Here is a 15348-nt window from a genome sequence, read left to right as displayed (position 1 = left end):
GACTTTGCCGTGCTGTGGGCAGTGGTTCTTTAAGCCTTGAGGGGCGCCCTGAAATCATGGCGGGTCAACCGCTGCTGCTTCAAGGGTTTCGAGGCGAAATCAATGGACCATGGAAAGCCGCTACCGTTACCCATCGCTATGAAAAGCAAAGTGGTTACACCACAGAAATCATCTTAGAGGCACCAAATCAAGGAAAGGAAAAAAAAATAGAGGCTGGGCTGGTCAACCCAGCCAACGGGAGAAGTTTTGCGAACACCCCGTCCGATGCAACTTAACTTAACATCGCAGCCACTTCTTATCACTTAAAGCAATGAGAAGATGGCTAATATAGATGAAAGAGTGTTAAAAAATTATGGATACACTTTGTAAAGAAACATTAAAATCTGTTGATCCTACGGAACCAGCTGCTGCTTATGTTGGTGGCAAAATCAAGTTGGCGAAGACCATTATTAAAATCATTGAAGGCATTCCCCATCGCACTTATGCTGAGCCTTTTGTTGGAATGGGGGGAATATTCTTCAGGCGGAAATTGATTCCCTTATATGAAGTCATCAATGACCGCTCAGGTGATGTGGTAAATTTTTTTCGGGTGTTGCAACGCCATTATCACCCTTTTATGGATCTGTTGGAGTTCCAGATAAGCAGTCGTGAGACGTTTCAGCGTTTCACTCTACAAGATCCAAAGACCCTGACAGATTTAGAGCGGGCTTTGCGGTTTTTATATCTCCAGCGGTTGAGTTTTGCTGGGCAGGTGACTAAACGAACATTTGGCGTTGATCCTAACCGTGGTGCACGGTTTAACAGTTTCAAACTTGAAGGCTTATTAAAGCTTATATACCGCCGTTTATCGGGTGTGACCATTGAACATTTAGACTGGTCTGAGTTTATCAGGCGCTATGACCGGCCTACCACTTTGTTTTATCTAGATCCGCCTTATTTTGGCGTTGAGGATTACTATGGGAAGGATTTGTTTAAGCGTGAGGATTATCAGACGATGTCTGCGCTGCTTACGCAATTAAAGGGGAAGTTTCTGCTCTCTCTCAATGATGTGCCTGAGATCCGGAAAATCTTTAGCCAATTTAAGATAAAAGAGGTGAATACATCTTATACGTGTGGTTCAAATAATCCGACTCCGGCTCAAGAGCTCATCATCTCAAATTGTGATTTATAGGAGAAGAGAAAAAAGATTCATTAAAGGGTCTTTAAATACCCTTTGAAAGGCCTTTAAAGACCCTTTGAGACCCCCTTAAAAATCATGTGAAAAAAAATAAATTGGTACAAAACCTGGTGTCAAAATATACAAAACCTGCTGGCAAGCTACAGCTGGCAAGCTACACAAGCTACAGCTACATCTAAAGATGGTAGCGGAGGAGGGATTTGAACCCCCGACACAAGGATTATGATTCCTCTGCTCTAACCTACTGAGCTACTCCGCCAAAATAAAATTATAAGTGCAAATAATTACATTTTCTGCGGATATAAGGGGTAGAATAGTAAGATGTCAAGCATCGTTTTTAAGCTTTTTGCTTGTCATTCTATTTTATCCTAGATATGTAAAAGTATAATTTTATATGATAAGATAAGGTAAGGCATAAAAATGGTGCCACGTGTAGCGGTTTTAGGATGCGGTCATTGGGGTGAAAACCATATACGGACACTCCACTCTCTTGGGGCTTTAGCGGCAGTTTCTGATATTAATGCTGATCGTGCTGCCAGTTTTGCAGCGATGTATGGTGTAGAGGTTGTTCCACCAGATGATCTTTTTGCTCATCGAAATATTGATGCGCTCGTATTAGCTCTGCCGCCACAATTTCATACGGAAAATGTGCTGCGTGCTGTTAAAAATGGTAAAGATGTTTTGGTGGAAAAACCAATAGCTTTGAATATTACTGATGCTGAATGCCAAGTCCAAATTGCTCGTCAGTACGAACGGATTTTAATGGTGGGTCATATTTTACGTTTTCATCCGGCTTTTGAAAAAATGTGTGAATTGGTGAAAAACGGGGAATTGGGGGAGGTGCGATATATTTACTCTCATCGATTAGGCTTTGGAAAATTTCACACACACAGTGATGCTTTATGGGATCTTGCCCCTCATGATCTCTCAATGATTTTAGCGTTGACAGGATGTGAACCCTCTGAAATTCGCGGTGAGGGGGCTGCTGTTGTTGATCAGATTTCTGATTTTTCTCATGTTCATATGACTTTTCCAAATGGTGTACGTAGTCATCTTTTTGCTTCACGTTTAAGCCCTTATCGTGAGAGGCGTTTAACTGTTGTTGGGACAAAGGCTATGCTCGTTTTTGATGATATGGAATCGTGGAACCGTAAATTGGCAATGCACTATTTTGCCGTTTGGAAAGAAAATCAAGAGTGGGCTTTTAGCATGGATGAGCTGAGTTACATTGATGTTTGTGAAGATTTGCCACTTACTTGTGAATTACGGCATTTTCTTTATTGTATTCAAACGCGTCAATTGCCTCGTACACATGGTAGTGATGCTATTGCGGTTTTACGGATTTTAACAGCTGCTGGTGTCAATTATAATAAATAAAAGAGATAAGTAGTGCTTTTGTATTCTTATGATGATCAATGGAGTTAATATGCAATTCATCGACCTTGGGGCGCAGCGGGCGCGTATTGAAGATAAAATTAATTCTGCAATTGCGCATGTGGTTGCGAGTGGTCAGTATATTTTGGGGCCAAAAGTAACGGAGTTTGAAGAGAAATTGGCTGAGTATCTTGGCGTTAAACATGTCATTGCATGTGCGAATGGAACAGATGCTTTGAAGATGCCTCTTATGGCTAAAAATATTGGTCTAGGGGATGCTGTATTTTGTCCTAGCTTTACGTTTTCGGCAACAGCTGAAGTCGTTGCTTTGGTGGGAGCTGAGCCTGTTTTTGTGGATGTTTTACCCGATACGTTTAATATTGATGTTGAAAAACTGTCTCACGCTATTGAAATGGTTAAAAAAGAGGGAAGGTTAAAGCCAAAGGCTATTATTGCTGTTGATTTATTTGGGCTTCCTGCTGACTATGTGCAAATTGCTCAAGTGGCTGCAAAGGAAAATCTTTTTGTCATTGAAGATGCTGCTCAATCTATGGGTGGAAGAAGCGGTAATACGATGTGTGGTGCTTTTGGTGAGGTGGCTGCCACAAGTTTTTATCCTGCAAAACCATTAGGGTGTTATGGCGATGGAGGTGCTATGATCACTAATAATGATGATTTGGCAGAACTTTTACGCTCTATTTTGTTTCATGGGAAAGGTGAAACACAATATGATAATGTACGGATTGGTATGAATTCACGTCTTGATAGTATTCAGGCTGCAATTTTACTCGAAAAGTTTGTGATTTTTGAAGATGAAATGGAAAAGCGTGGAGAAATTGCTCAACGCTATTCCAATGGTTTAAGAGATATTGTTACAGTTCCAGAAATAGGAAAGAATATTCGTTCTGCTTATGCACAATATACAATTAAGGTAAAAGAGCGTGATAAATTAAAAGATTTTTTACAAAAAAATTCTATCCCTACAATGATTTATTATAAAGCTCCTTTACATCAACAGCCAGCTTATAAACGCTTTCCTTATGTAAAGGATTCCCTTTCTGTTTCAGAATCTTTAGGGGAATGTGTGTTAAGTTTACCAATGCATCCTTACTTAGCGCAAACGGATCAGGATATCATTATCCAAAAAATAAGAGATTTTTATCACTCTTGAAAGTGTGTTTTTATCTTTAAAATTTGTGTAAAAGCTTTATGGGACCATCCTAGATGGTATTTTTTGCTAGAATGTATGATGCGTATTTTTAATGGGGTCACGCCCCTCACGTAAAACAGAACGCCATCCTGTTGCCAATTCACGGGCTTGTTTTAAAGAAACATCTCTCAAAGCACCCAATCCCATTTCGCGACGACGCCCGTGAAGGGTATAACGATAAATCCATTGAGCACCTCCATCTTTACGCTTATGAAGAAGCAAGCCGGCACCATCATTATATTTGCCAGCCCCCAATGTTGCGACAGACCTTGCATTAAGACGGTTCATAAGGACCATTTTTACTCCTTTCTTATACAAATTTGATCCACACACTCATCCCACTTGTTATGTGCAAATGAGTGGTTTTGACTGATACAACATACACAGATTTGAAATGAGAGAATCCTACGTTATTCGAGACTCTCATTCAACATACAAAACAGTGAGTTATCATTATAAATCAGTGTGTTGACTAAGTGTTATTTGCCTTTAGGACGCATGAAATGTCGTCCTTTAGGGTGCTGATATGACAGGCAAGCGGAATCGTTAGATAAGAAGATGGATTTTTTTAAGTCGTTGTAGGGGAAGAAATTTTTCTTTAGTTTAGCGAGAAAGTCACGTTTGGTAAAAGGCATGTGAATTATGAGAGTTACAATGAACCTTTATTGATTTTTCTCTCCATTGAAAGTGTTTTAAGAAATAACTTATTTAATAGGTTTTTTTAGAGGAGAGACAAGTTATTTTTTTGCGAATGCGTGATGCTAAGTCGTTTTTGCTTTTGGGTTTTTGAATTAATGTGTTGATGGGTGATGTATGCCCCTCCTGTAGGGCTATTTGTGCAGCTAATGTTGCTGCAAGGTCTTTTGTTTCTTCACGGAGTTCTTCCAGTAGTTGGTGGTTAGCAGTCGTATCAAGCTCATGCATTTGGATTTTTTGTAAACGTTGCTGATAGTATGCGATTTTTTCACGCATCATTTTTGATTTCCTTTGAAGCTGTTTGTTTTGACAATATTTTGTTTGATGGCGATCGATTCTTTGGAAGAAGTATTTTGTGCGGGGAGGCATCGCTGATAAAGTTGTTCGGTTACTTGGCTCAGATGTATTTTTTGTTGGGCGTATTTTTTTTGCAAAGATTCGTACTTTTGTTGGTTTTTTGCTAATTCTACAGCATGTTGTGCGCGGATAAAATCTTGGTTTGCTTGTATTTCCGTGAGTGATAATGGAATTTGTGCACAAATATCTCTATGCGCAAAATGAACGGCTTTACGCCAAATGAGAGGAGATAAAAGCACCAGTAACCAAGAAGTGGAGGCAATCCCAAGAATAAAAAAAAGAAACGATTGAATAAGCATAATACCCCTTTTCAAATAAGAATACATTTAAAACGGATTCCATGTCGGTCTAGGTGTTAATTTTAAATATCCTATGTTGATACCAAGGCGTGCACCAATTCCTGTCCGTATTGGGATTAACAAGGTATCACGGTATTTGAGAACATGAAAACCAACACCTGCAATAAAATAGGCCGAACCTGAAATACCACCATAGCGGGCCCATAAATTATTTATGCTCTTAAGATTGTAAACCAAGATCATGAGACGAGAACCTTGGCCACCAAAATCCCATCCTACTGAGGGACCTTGCCAAAAAACTTTATGCTGGCCATAACTTTTGGTAAAAACTTTTCCTTCGCCATAGGTTAATCCAGCAAAAAAGGCGCCAGAAGCTTCTTCTCCTAAAATATAGGCATTGGGATAACCGTATTGTGAAAAAATATTTTGAATTGCGATCGCTAGACCACTGGTTGTTTTTCCAAAAAAAATATGACCAGAATCAATAATTTCTTGAAGTGAATAATGAGGCTCATTTTGCTCTATCGGTTTTAGTTGAGCATATGTAGTGTTTATGGTGACGAATAAAAGGAAGATTAAAGATATAATATTTTTGTACCAGTATTTTAGCAGAGAGAGAGCCATAGAGTTTTCTCCTTTTATTAGTGACAAACAAAAAGATAATATTAGAATTTTCATTCTATTCAAATAAAAAATAAGATGTAAGGTTATTTAAATTCTTGAATTTATTTCTGAATTTTTTTTAGCATGATTGTTAATGTTTTCTCTTATGCATCAGATGTTAAGAGTTTTTCTTTAAAATAGAGTTTGTTTTTTGAATTTAGGAGTTTTTAATCGTTATGACGTTCGCTATTTCTTTGAAGCCTATGGATCTTGCTGCTTTGCTTTGTAGTCGTATTTGCCATGACTTAATTTCACCTGTGGGGGCTATTCAAAATGCAATGGAGCTTTATGACGAGGGGGACGCTGAAGAAGAGGCTTTGCAACTGGTGCGGTTATCTGTTGCGAGTGCTTCTGCACGTCTACAATTTGCGCGATTGGCTTTTGGTTTTGCTGGTGCAAGTGGAGAACAAATAGATACAGGTGCTGTAGAGAAAGTTGCTCAACAATATATGCGGCAAGAAAAAGCATCTTTAAAATGGCAGGTTCCCTCTCTTTTATTACAAAAAAATGAAGTTAAACTTTTGCTTAATTTGTTATTGATTGCAAATGCAACAGTTTCTCGTGGTGGTGAAATTGTTGTTGTGATTGTGCAAGAGGAAAATAAACGTTCTTTTCGATTTGAGATTTTGGGTGAAAATCTCCGTATACCTCCACATTTTCTTGCGTTATATCATGGAGAAGCTCAAGAAGAGCTTATTGATGCGCATGTCATCCAATTTTATTACACAATGTTACTTGCTGAAGTGGCAGAGATGAAAATAAATATTGATGAAAGAGATCATTGTATTGTTTTAGAAAGTATGAAAAAGCTTTGAATTAATAGAGAAGCGCTTAAGCCGTGTTGGGGAAAAGAAACTTCGATCAAATTTACGAGCGATAAAATTATATTTGTGAATAGAGTGTGGCTAATTCTTAAGCTTTAAGCGCTTTCTATATGAGATTTTTGTGTGCAAGTTTTTTTTATTTGTGACAGAGAAAAATCTTGGGAAAAATCTCGGCCCGCTACATCCCGAGATTTTACAATGTGTATCTTCACTGCTTAAGCGGTTTTTCGTACGTTCTCTTCAATTGGATCACGCAATACATAACCACGTCCCCAAACGGTATCAATGTAACTTGCATTAGAAGAGACTGCTTCCAATTTTTTCCGTAGTTTACAGATAAAAACATCGATAATTTTCAGCTCTGGCTCATCCATTCCACCATAGAGATGATTGAGAAACATTTCCTTGGTAAGTGTTGTGCCTTTGCGCAAAGAGAGAAGCTCTAGCATTTGGTACTCTTTACCCGTTAAGTGGACAGGGCGTCCGGCAACTTCGACGGTTTTTGCGTCAAGGTTAACGGTGAGATCACCAGTAACAATAACTGATTGTGCATGTCCTTTAGAACGACGAACAACCGCATGAATACGTGCAATAAGCTCATCCTTATGAAAAGGTTTTGTCATATAATCGTCTGCCCCAGAGCCAAAACCACGAACCTTATCCTCAATGGCATTCATACCGGAAAGGATAAGGACAGGCGTTTTTATTTTTGCCAACCTTAAAGTTCGCAAAACATCATACCCGGACATATCGGGCAAATTCAGATCAAGCAGAATGATATCATAATCATAGAGTTTCCCTAAATCGATACCTTCTTCACCAAGATCAGTGATATAAACGTTAAAATTAGCTGACTTTAACATCAACTCAATGCTTTGAGTAACCGCTCTATCATCTTCAATTAATAATACGCGCATTTTAGATCCCTCACTTTGCTCCTTTACGAATCATAAGGAGCATTTCTATGCTATCAACAGTTGGTAAAACCATCGTTGATAAAAGTAATTCATGAAATCAAACACTTAGTGATAAGCGTTTATGAATATCTCAGTAGTACGCGTAACAATCACTACCAAATTCCCCACTATCCATGATAGTGGTTAACAAAATATTGTTATTTTTGAAAGAGGCTATAAAATTATTTTTAAAAAATCGCGTATTTTTTAACATAATAAGAGATGAAGGTTTTCTTCTATAAGCTTTAATCTAAAAAAAAGCCTTATAAATTACTTTTTTACAATTTTAGTGTTTATTTACGGAGCTTTAAACCTCTTCATTTTATAGTGGGAGGGAAAATAAAGAAATAGTTATGGCTCTTTAAAGAAGGTTGTGTTTGCAGATGCTTTAAGGAAGTGCGGAGTTATAGTCTCATTAATAGACTGTTTTTTTCGGCTAGATATATAACTAAAACGATATAAATTGAGTATGAATGCGCGTTTTGAGTTGGCACAATCAAGGAGTAGTGAGTATGAAGCCACGGGAAAATATGGTGCGGTTGAGAATGTTTCAGGTGCGTGGAAAGCGCCGTGAAATTGCACAGCTTGAGATGATGATTGCAGAATTTGAACGAATGGTGTTAGAACTGGAAACACAAATTTCTCATGAAGAACGTAAATCTGGAAACAATGATGTTCACCACTTTGCTTATTCTGCTCTTGCGCGTGCTGCTCGGCAAAGACGTGATAATTTGCTCAACTCCATTCGTGATTTACAGCTTCAAAAAACCAATGCTGAAATTGCTCTTCATGAAGCTCATACACAGCTACAACATGCACAGCTTTTGGAAGCACGAGAAAAAAAGGCTACCACGGATGATGAAGATATTTCGATTCAGTCTAATTTAATGGTTGGCTAATTCAATGAATGGGTGATCAAAAAAATTATTGAATTAGTTATTTTTTCAGATTTATCTTATTAAAATAATATAAAAACAGCCAAACTTAATAAAAGTTTGGCTGTTTTTATAAAGTGCTTTATGTTATTGATTAATGGTAACTTAATGCCTGTAGCGTTGAATTTTGGTCGTTCGTAATCCCGCTAAGCCGTGTTCATCGATCAAACTTTGCCATGAAAGAAATTCTTCCACAGTTAAAGTATAACGTTGACACGCTTCGTCAAGGCTTAACAATCCGCCTCTGACAGCCGCAACAACTTCAGCTTTGCGACGAATCACCCAGCGCCGTGTTGTTTGTGGCGGTAGGTCGGCAATTGTAAGCGGACTTCCATCTGGCCCAATAACATATTTCATTTGTGTTTTTATCAAATTGGTCATTCGTATCCTCTACCTCTCGTCAAGGACTTGATTCGTTTATAGAGCATGAAATTTAAAAAAGAGCTAAACGCGCTGAAAGAAAAAATTAATAAAGTGATTGAGCGTTTAAAAAAAGGCTCAAGTGAACTGTGAAGAAGCGTCTCTTGCAATATTTTGCCAGATTTTAAAAAAGAGAAAAATTTTTTCTCAATGATTTTTCTAAGTGATTTCCCCCAAGTGATTACCATGGTGCCTTATTTCTATCACTCTTTTTTATTTACAGCTGCTTTTAAGAAAAGTGATGCTATGGTTGTGGAAAAGGTAAAAAAACAATATAAAGGCAATCAATAGTATAAAAGTGGCAATAGTATAAAAGTGGTGAAGAAGCGCATATCAGAATGTTAACATATGGGTATCCATTAATAGAGCAATAAATAGAGAATGAGTATATGTTTTTAAATAGTCTTGATTTACCAGGACAACCTGAGGATTCTCGCATTGTTGTTGCAATGTCAGGGGGGGTTGATTCATCGGTCGTTGCAGGTCTTTTAAAAAAGGAAGGGTATAATGTCATTGGCATTACATTGCAGCTTTATGATCATGGGGCTGCAACGCATCGGGTAGGAGCGTGTTGTGCGGGACAAGATATTGAAGATGCGCGCCGTGTGGCAGAAACATTAGGAATACCACATTATGTTCTTGATTATGAGAAACGCTTTCGTGAAGCTGTTATTGATCCTTTTGCAGAAAGCTATGCTCATGGAGAGACTCCAGTTCCATGTATTGCGTGCAATCAGACAGTTAAATTTGCTGATTTATTAGCAACAGCCCGTGAATTGGGGGCAGATGCTTTGGCAACGGGACATTATATTCGTTCGCGTTCTCATGGAGCGCATCGAGCACTCTTTCGTCCTCTCGATAACGATCGTGATCAAAGTTATTTTCTTTTTGCAACGACACAAGAACAGATTGATTATTTGCGTTTCCCCCTTGGGGATCTTCCAAAGGTGCGCGTTCGTGAAATGGCCGCAGAAATGGGCTTTGCGGTTGCCAATAAGCATGATAGTCAGGATATTTGTTTTGTTCCACAGGGAAAATATTCAGATGTTATCGCAAAACTGCGTCCAGAGGCCGCTAATCCTGGTTTTATTGTCCATATTGATGGAAAGATTTTAGGCAAACATTCGGGGATTGTTAATTATACTGTTGGCCAACGTCGTGGTATTGGGGTGTCAACGGGGGAAGCACTTTATGTGGTTTATCTCGATGTGGAAAATGCCCGTGTTATTGTTGGTCCGCGTGAAATGTTAGAAACGCATAAGCTTTTTTTACGTGATGTGAATTGGCTTGGTGATGAGTCGTTGGATAATTTTCCTTCTCAAGGTATTGAGGTGGCGGTCAAGGTGCGTTCAACCCGTCCGCCTCATCTTGCGCGCTTGCATTATAAAGAAGGTTTTTTTTCCGTTGATCTGCTGGAATGTGAAAATGGTGTGGCACCAGGACAAGCTTGCGTTCTTTATGATGGAAATGGCCATGAGGCGCGTATTCTTGGGGGAGGATTTGTAACGCATTCAGAGCGTGCTGCTGACATTGAAATGATGTTGAAGCGTGTTTTGTGCAATCTTGAAACAGAAGATTCTGTTTCCTCTAAACTTAAAATAACAGCTTCATAAAAAGATAGTAAATTAATTTATAATGATAATTTTATCCTTCAATTTCAATGAGAGGTTTGTGTAAAACTTTCTCATTGCGGTTTTTTTTATGATTGAATCTATCAAAATCATGTCTTTTGCCTATTACAAGGAGGGATGGTGGACAAGTAGGCTTATGGTGGGTAAGTTGATAAAAAGAAATGTAAAAATGTCTTTGATGAATGCTCTCAAATGCTAGCGGATAGCAACTCGTGGGGTTGGCCAAAGAAACACACGTCATTGCAAATTTGTTACAACTTAAAATCTTATCATCTTGAGTGTTCAAAGTCGGTAAAATGGGCGAGGGCAATCCCTGAGGCTGTGGCAACATTGAGACTATCAAAGCCATCAATCATAGGAATCCGTAAGGCTTGTGATTGTTGTAGTATATAAGGTGGTAAGCCATCACCTTCTGTTCCGAAAATAAGAGCCATTCTTTTGGTTTTGTTTGCTTGCTTGAGTGTGTGAGAGGCAGAAGGGGAGAGCGCATAAAGATGAAAGTTTTCATCGTTTAGAGCAGCTATAATGTCGTTTATATCAGCATTTTGCGTATAGGGTACTTTTAGAGCAGCGCCGGCAGAAACTCTGATTGATTTGCGATAAAGTGGATCGCAAGAGGTTTTGTCGACAATAATGCCCTGACTGGCAAAGGCTGCTGCATTACGAAAAATTGATCCCATGTTATCATGATTCGAGATACCACATAAAACCAGAATCAAAGCTTTTTCTGGAAGATTTTGTAAAAAACTTTGTAATGATGGGAGCGTTTTGCGTTTACCGATGCCAAGGACGCCACGATGAACATGAAAACCGGTGATATCATCCATGACTTTTTGTGAAACGCAATAAATGGGACATCGAGGCTGTGTTTTTTCTAAAAGCGGTAGAAGTCCAGGGAGGAGTTTTGTTAGGATAAGCAGCGAGAGAGGAGAAAATTCTTTCGAATGCAATAATGCGGACAACGTTACTTTACCTTCAGCAATAAATTGCTGTTGTCGTCCAACGAGATCTTTTTCACGGATATTATGATAGTCTTTTAGGCGTGGGTCATTTGTTTCGTCGATTGTTGTGATATTTAAATACATGCGAGATTCTTAATGCTTTTTTCTTTCAATTTCCAGTTGTTAGAATTTGTTTTATTTTTAAAAAGAGAGATAAAAAATATTATTTTAAAACTTATGGTAGAATCTATATTGACAACCTATATAAATGGGTGTATTGTAAAAATACTGATGCGGGATAAATTTTATTTTCGTATCGGGTGCAGTGTCTTGGGTCCCCGCTATTTCCCAAGTTCTGTATACCCTTAATGATAAGGGAAAAGAATCTGGGTCCCCAATGCCCAGATTCTTTTTGGGGTCTATAAATCTTTTTCTAAGTTTTTTGGCAATCATATTTTAAAACTTCCTTAAGCTGTAAAGGTATAGGGGAGTTCTCAGTCATTTTTTCTAAAGTGCAGAGATGCTTATAGATGGTGTCATCATGCATATCATAAAATGTAAAAAATAATGCGTGATCATGGCACATTTGAGCAAAAGTAGGTTTTTCGTTCATAAAAGGTGGGATGGCTTTAAGTTGTTCAAAAGATGATTCTATGAAGGGGATTTATTTGTTTATGCCTTACTCTCTTCATCCTTTATTGCTGATGTCCGTGTGACCGGGGAATTTTTTGCAGATAACAAGGGTGCGTTGAGGCGTTTAGTGTATAGTAAAACTTCTGTAATATTGAGAAAATATTGGCGATATGTCACAAATATCGTTATAGAGTTGAAGAATATTATTCCTTGTTTCGTAAAGAAAAGGATGGGTTTCATGAAAGTGAAAATCAATATACAAAGCTTAACTTTATACTCTATTTTTATTGCCTGTATTGTTTTTGCTTTGAAATATTGGGCTTATCATATCACAGGGTCGGTTGCACTTTATTCTGATACCTTGGAATCAATTGTCAATATTCTTGCGTCATTGGCGGCATGGTGGGCTGTTAAAGTGAGTATGAAGCCAGCGGATCATGACCATCCTTTTGGACATCATAAAGCGGAATATTTTTCTGCGATTCTTGAAGGAGTTCTCATTATTATTGCGGCAATTGTTATTTTAAGAGAAGCATGGATAGCACTTGCCAGCGTTAAATTATTGCAGAAACCTGGAATGTGGCTTGTTATTCATCTTGTTGCAACTGTTATAAATTTCATATGGGGTATGGTTCTGATTTGGCAGGGAAAACATCATCGTTCACCGGCTCTTAAAGCTGATGGGGTACATTTTATAACGGATGTTTTTACTTCGCTTGCAATTTTAATTGGTCTGATTGCTGGTTTTGTAGGGGGATGGGGTGTTTTAGATCCTATTTTAGCGATAATCGTTGCTGTTAATATTCTCTTACAGGGTTGGAAGGTGATTAGGAATGCTGTTCAAGGATTAATGGATGTTGGCGTTGAATTGAATGAAACTATGCGGATTCGGGAGCTTATTTCTGCAAATGCAGATGGCGCACTTGAGATCCATGATTTACGCACGCGTGTTGCTGGGAGGGTTACTTTTATAGAGTTTCATTTGGTTGTACCTGCTGTCATGCAGGTCGGGGAAGCCCATAAAATTTGTGATAAAATTGAAGGTGTTCTTCAAAAAGAATTTGATAATGTGCGTATTTCTATTCATGTTGAGCCTGAAGATGAGGCAAAATTGCCTCTCGGTACAACAATGATACCTTTTGTATAAAAAGTTTTTTTCAAATTTCCTGTCACGTTACGAATGTTAATTTTTTACGGTGAGGTAGTTTATATTTCTTGAAAATACAATGATGTTCTTTCTATGATTTTATTGTGGCATCAATAAAATGGAAGGTTAAACTGACTATCTAAGACAAGATTTATTCTGTTGCCGTACGCTATCATTTAAGGGGTGGTGAGATAAGAGCTATAAAATTTGATTTATTAACTTCTTTTAGAGTGTGCGGTAAATATTCAGTAGTAAGGCTTACCGGTGGAGCTTAAGTGAATCACATGAAAATGGTTTGCTGCTGAAATTCCTTTAAGAAGATGGACTGTTTATAGGACTGACGGGAATAGATCTCTTGTTTTTTAGGATGAGGGGGAAATGAAGTTTAATTATAAATTTTATATAAAATACTTTATGAGACAACATCCATAAGATATCTGGCTTTACTTATTCCTACAAAAAATATGCCTTTTATATTCATAAAAATTAGAGTGCGGTAATCTATAGATCATTCTTGGTTGAGAGTATAAAAAGGAAGTGTGATACGATAACAGAGTTTTGCGTGCCTTTAGCTTTCAGTCAGTAAGATAATTTTAAATCTGTAATTTTCCCAAAATGATCTTATTCGTGTAGTTTGTACGAAATTAGAGGTTTATTGAATAACTTTAGTATTTCTATTAAAAATAGAGAAATTATTTTCATATCGCTATGATGTTATTAAAGAGCCCTTAAAACAATGATTCCTGGTATTTTTGCAACATAATCCATAAAAGGGGAATCAACGACTTTTTCGTTTTCTTTTCGTGAAGAGGCATTTCGTAACATTGGGCCTTTATCCGTCATGATAAAGAACCCCACATGTGTTACATCCAATCCAGCAAGTTTTGTGTAAATGCCAATGAAATCACCTGATTTTAAACGACTTATAACTTCTTCATTAATAAAGTTACTGGGAATATACGTTATTGTGCGTTTTACAACTGGAAGTCCAGGAAGATAGTTTCCATCATCAGCTTTTTTATTGAGATATTTTTCTACGCTGATTGCGTGAGGGCTTATTTCAGCGGTAATATCAGTGGCACGTTTATATTCTCTATAAGCCCAGTCTGTAAAAAAATGTTTTCGATTTAAAAAATGAACTTTACCCTTAATGTAACGCGTTTTTATGACGTTATTGATGAACTCTTTTGGAGATTTTGATTTACGCAATGCTTCAACATAGTCCAGATAAGTGAAGCAATCTAAGCCTCTAAAATCAATAATGAGTTTTTCTGGTATCTTTTCTGATCCATGTAACATATTTGCTTTGTAAGGTGTTCCTAAAAAAGCTTTAGAAAAAAAATCAATCAGAGTTCCTTTTTCGTGATCATTTATTTCTGAACGCTTTTGGAGAAGAGCATTTAATTTATTTAAAGTGTAGGGATCTAGCTCTACGTTGGTTGTTTGTTGACTTTCTATTTTATTTTCTAAAATACCCTCTTGTGAATCAGAATTTTGAACATCACATCCTGTCACAAACATTAAAGTGAGAATTAATAGGGATATTTTTTGCATTTTATACACCATTTTTAAATTCACAGCTCACGGTCAACTCTCACTAAAAGTGGTATTTCCTCATGCTTATTCGTTAGATTATTATTGGGTTTAATAATAACATATAATCATTGATGGCCTCAATAAATATGCTCCGTTTTTATAGTGCTAAGTTATTCTGATGATGCTTCTTTAACTCTATCGTATATTTTGAGGATGAGAAAAAACTTTAAAAGATTATCTCTTTTAGGTTTTAATGATTATAGTATATCTCTTCAATAGAATTAAATTTTTTTAAGATGCGATAATGGAAATAATGTTTAATAAAATAAATTATAATATCTCTAAAATTGTTGAGCTTTTCTATTATTTTGTATGTGAAATTTATGCGGTATAGAATACTTAAAAAAGGAAAAGATAAAAGAAAGCGGGGGTAGTGTGCGTGTAAAATAAGTAACTGAGTGTAAAATAGTATGTATGTTATGCAAAATCACATGTTCAATCGCAAAATTTGTTCGGCGTGGGCTCATTTTAGTGTTCATCACTTTATTG

At 37.3% G+C, this 15348-nt stretch carries 12 protein-coding genes, 1 tRNA gene and 3 pseudogenes; 8 read left to right on the top strand and 8 right to left on the bottom strand.

The annotated features are described in order from the left end of the window. Both PVV65_RS03820 and PVV65_RS03815 read left to right on the top strand, forming a co-directional pair. Positions 1 to 275: pseudogene (locus PVV65_RS03820) on the top strand (hypothetical protein); the annotation flags it as partial. A gap of 77 nt (positions 276 to 352) precedes the next feature. Next, positions 353 to 1171, top strand: a complete 819-nt coding sequence (locus PVV65_RS03815; RefSeq protein ID WP_273755068.1) for a DNA adenine methylase — start codon at positions 353 to 355, stop codon at positions 1169 to 1171. Between the two features lie 188 nt (positions 1172 to 1359). On the opposite strand, the gene PVV65_RS03810 is transcribed toward PVV65_RS03815, so the two are convergent. Continuing rightward, positions 1360 to 1436: transfer RNA gene (locus PVV65_RS03810), tRNA-Met, on the bottom strand. 161 nt (positions 1437 to 1597) lie between these two features. On the opposite strand from PVV65_RS03810, the gene PVV65_RS03805 reads away from it, so the two are divergent. Both PVV65_RS03805 and PVV65_RS03800 read left to right on the top strand, forming a co-directional pair. Beyond that, positions 1598 to 2554: a Gfo/Idh/MocA family protein gene (locus PVV65_RS03805; RefSeq protein ID WP_273789277.1), complete on the top strand. Its 957-nt coding sequence runs from the start codon at positions 1598 to 1600 to the stop codon at positions 2552 to 2554. 49 nt (positions 2555 to 2603) lie between these two features. After that, on the top strand, positions 2604 to 3722 hold the full coding sequence (locus PVV65_RS03800) for a DegT/DnrJ/EryC1/StrS aminotransferase family protein (RefSeq protein ID WP_273789276.1): 1119 nt from the start codon (positions 2604 to 2606) through the stop codon (positions 3720 to 3722). A gap of 87 nt (positions 3723 to 3809) precedes the next feature. Here the strand turns inward: PVV65_RS03800 and PVV65_RS03795 are convergent. From PVV65_RS03795 to PVV65_RS03785, 3 genes and pseudogenes are all read right to left on the bottom strand, one after another. Further along, positions 3810 to 4058 (bottom strand): annotated as a pseudogene (locus tag PVV65_RS03795) (Arm DNA-binding domain-containing protein); the annotation flags it as partial. Between the two features lie 411 nt (positions 4059 to 4469). Next, positions 4470 to 5113: pseudogene (locus PVV65_RS03790) on the bottom strand (hypothetical protein). Positions 5114 to 5140: 27 nt separating this feature from the next. Beyond that, positions 5141 to 5737, bottom strand: a complete 597-nt coding sequence (locus PVV65_RS03785; protein WP_273755071.1) for a DUF1134 domain-containing protein — start codon at positions 5735 to 5737, stop codon at positions 5141 to 5143. 215 nt (positions 5738 to 5952) lie between these two features. Here PVV65_RS03785 and chpT point away from each other — a divergent pair, with 215 nt between their 5' ends. Further along, positions 5953 to 6591 carry a histidine phosphotransferase ChpT gene (gene chpT / locus PVV65_RS03780; protein ID WP_273789275.1) on the top strand — a complete coding sequence of 213 codons (639 nt, stop codon included), beginning with the start codon at positions 5953 to 5955 and terminating at the stop codon, positions 6589 to 6591. 224 nt (positions 6592 to 6815) lie between these two features. On the opposite strand, the gene ctrA is transcribed toward chpT, so the two are convergent. After that, positions 6816 to 7517, bottom strand: coding sequence for a response regulator transcription factor CtrA (gene ctrA, locus PVV65_RS03775; protein WP_273789274.1), 702 nt, complete (start codon positions 7515 to 7517; stop codon positions 6816 to 6818). A gap of 551 nt (positions 7518 to 8068) precedes the next feature. Here ctrA and PVV65_RS03770 point away from each other — a divergent pair. Continuing rightward, on the top strand, positions 8069 to 8455 hold the full coding sequence (locus PVV65_RS03770; RefSeq protein ID WP_273789273.1) for a flagellar export protein FliJ: 387 nt from the start codon (positions 8069 to 8071) through the stop codon (positions 8453 to 8455). A 141-nt stretch (positions 8456 to 8596) separates the two neighbouring features. Here PVV65_RS03770 and PVV65_RS03765 read toward each other — a convergent pair whose 3' ends face one another. Next, positions 8597 to 8872: a DUF1153 domain-containing protein gene (locus tag PVV65_RS03765; RefSeq protein ID WP_273789272.1), complete on the bottom strand. Its 276-nt coding sequence runs from the start codon at positions 8870 to 8872 to the stop codon at positions 8597 to 8599. 428 nt (positions 8873 to 9300) lie between these two features. Here PVV65_RS03765 and mnmA point away from each other — a divergent pair, with 428 nt between their 5' ends. Continuing rightward, positions 9301 to 10524, top strand: a complete 1224-nt coding sequence (gene mnmA / locus PVV65_RS03760) for a tRNA 2-thiouridine(34) synthase MnmA (protein ID WP_273789271.1) — start codon at positions 9301 to 9303, stop codon at positions 10522 to 10524. Positions 10525 to 10811: 287 nt separating this feature from the next. On the opposite strand, the gene PVV65_RS03755 is transcribed toward mnmA, so the two are convergent. Beyond that, a complete protein-coding gene (locus tag PVV65_RS03755) occupies positions 10812 to 11627 on the bottom strand; it encodes an RNA methyltransferase (RefSeq protein WP_273789270.1) in 816 nt (271 codons plus the stop codon). Between the two features lie 727 nt (positions 11628 to 12354). On the opposite strand from PVV65_RS03755, the gene PVV65_RS03750 reads away from it, so the two are divergent. Beyond that, the gene (locus PVV65_RS03750; RefSeq protein ID WP_273789269.1) at positions 12355 to 13263 is read left to right on the top strand and encodes a cation diffusion facilitator family transporter; all 909 of its coding nucleotides are present in this window, start codon (positions 12355 to 12357) and stop codon (positions 13261 to 13263) included. 717 nt (positions 13264 to 13980) lie between these two features. Here PVV65_RS03750 and PVV65_RS03745 read toward each other — a convergent pair. Beyond that, positions 13981 to 14817, bottom strand: coding sequence for a DUF1460 domain-containing protein (locus PVV65_RS03745; RefSeq protein WP_273789268.1), 837 nt, complete (start codon positions 14815 to 14817; stop codon positions 13981 to 13983). Between the last annotated feature and the right edge of the window lie 531 nt (positions 14818 to 15348).

Source organism: Bartonella sp. ML70XJBT (genome assembly GCF_028618425.1).
Lineage (GTDB): Bacteria > Pseudomonadota > Alphaproteobacteria > Rhizobiales > Rhizobiaceae > Bartonella.
This window is presented reverse-complemented; position numbering and strand designations above follow the sequence as displayed.

Coding starts and splice junctions, on each gene's coding strand:
- PVV65_RS03815 (WP_273755068.1), top strand. CDS start 353: ATGGATACACTTTGTAAAGAAACATTAAAATCTGTTGATCCTACGGAA.
- PVV65_RS03805 (WP_273789277.1), top strand. CDS start 1,598: ATGGTGCCACGTGTAGCGGTTTTAGGATGCGGTCATTGGGGTGAAAAC.
- PVV65_RS03800 (WP_273789276.1), top strand. CDS start 2,604: ATGCAATTCATCGACCTTGGGGCGCAGCGGGCGCGTATTGAAGATAAA.
- PVV65_RS03785 (WP_273755071.1), bottom strand. CDS start 5,737: ATGGCTCTCTCTCTGCTAAAATACTGGTACAAAAATATTATATCTTTA.
- chpT (WP_273789275.1), top strand. CDS start 5,953: ATGACGTTCGCTATTTCTTTGAAGCCTATGGATCTTGCTGCTTTGCTT.
- ctrA (WP_273789274.1), bottom strand. CDS start 7,517: ATGCGCGTATTATTAATTGAAGATGATAGAGCGGTTACTCAAAGCATT.
- PVV65_RS03770 (WP_273789273.1), top strand. CDS start 8,069: ATGAAGCCACGGGAAAATATGGTGCGGTTGAGAATGTTTCAGGTGCGT.
- PVV65_RS03765 (WP_273789272.1), bottom strand. CDS start 8,872: ATGACCAATTTGATAAAAACACAAATGAAATATGTTATTGGGCCAGAT.
- mnmA (WP_273789271.1), top strand. CDS start 9,301: ATGTTTTTAAATAGTCTTGATTTACCAGGACAACCTGAGGATTCTCGC.
- PVV65_RS03755 (WP_273789270.1), bottom strand. CDS start 11,627: ATGTATTTAAATATCACAACAATCGACGAAACAAATGACCCACGCCTA.
- PVV65_RS03750 (WP_273789269.1), top strand. CDS start 12,355: ATGAAAGTGAAAATCAATATACAAAGCTTAACTTTATACTCTATTTTT.
- PVV65_RS03745 (WP_273789268.1), bottom strand. CDS start 14,817: ATGCAAAAAATATCCCTATTAATTCTCACTTTAATGTTTGTGACAGGA.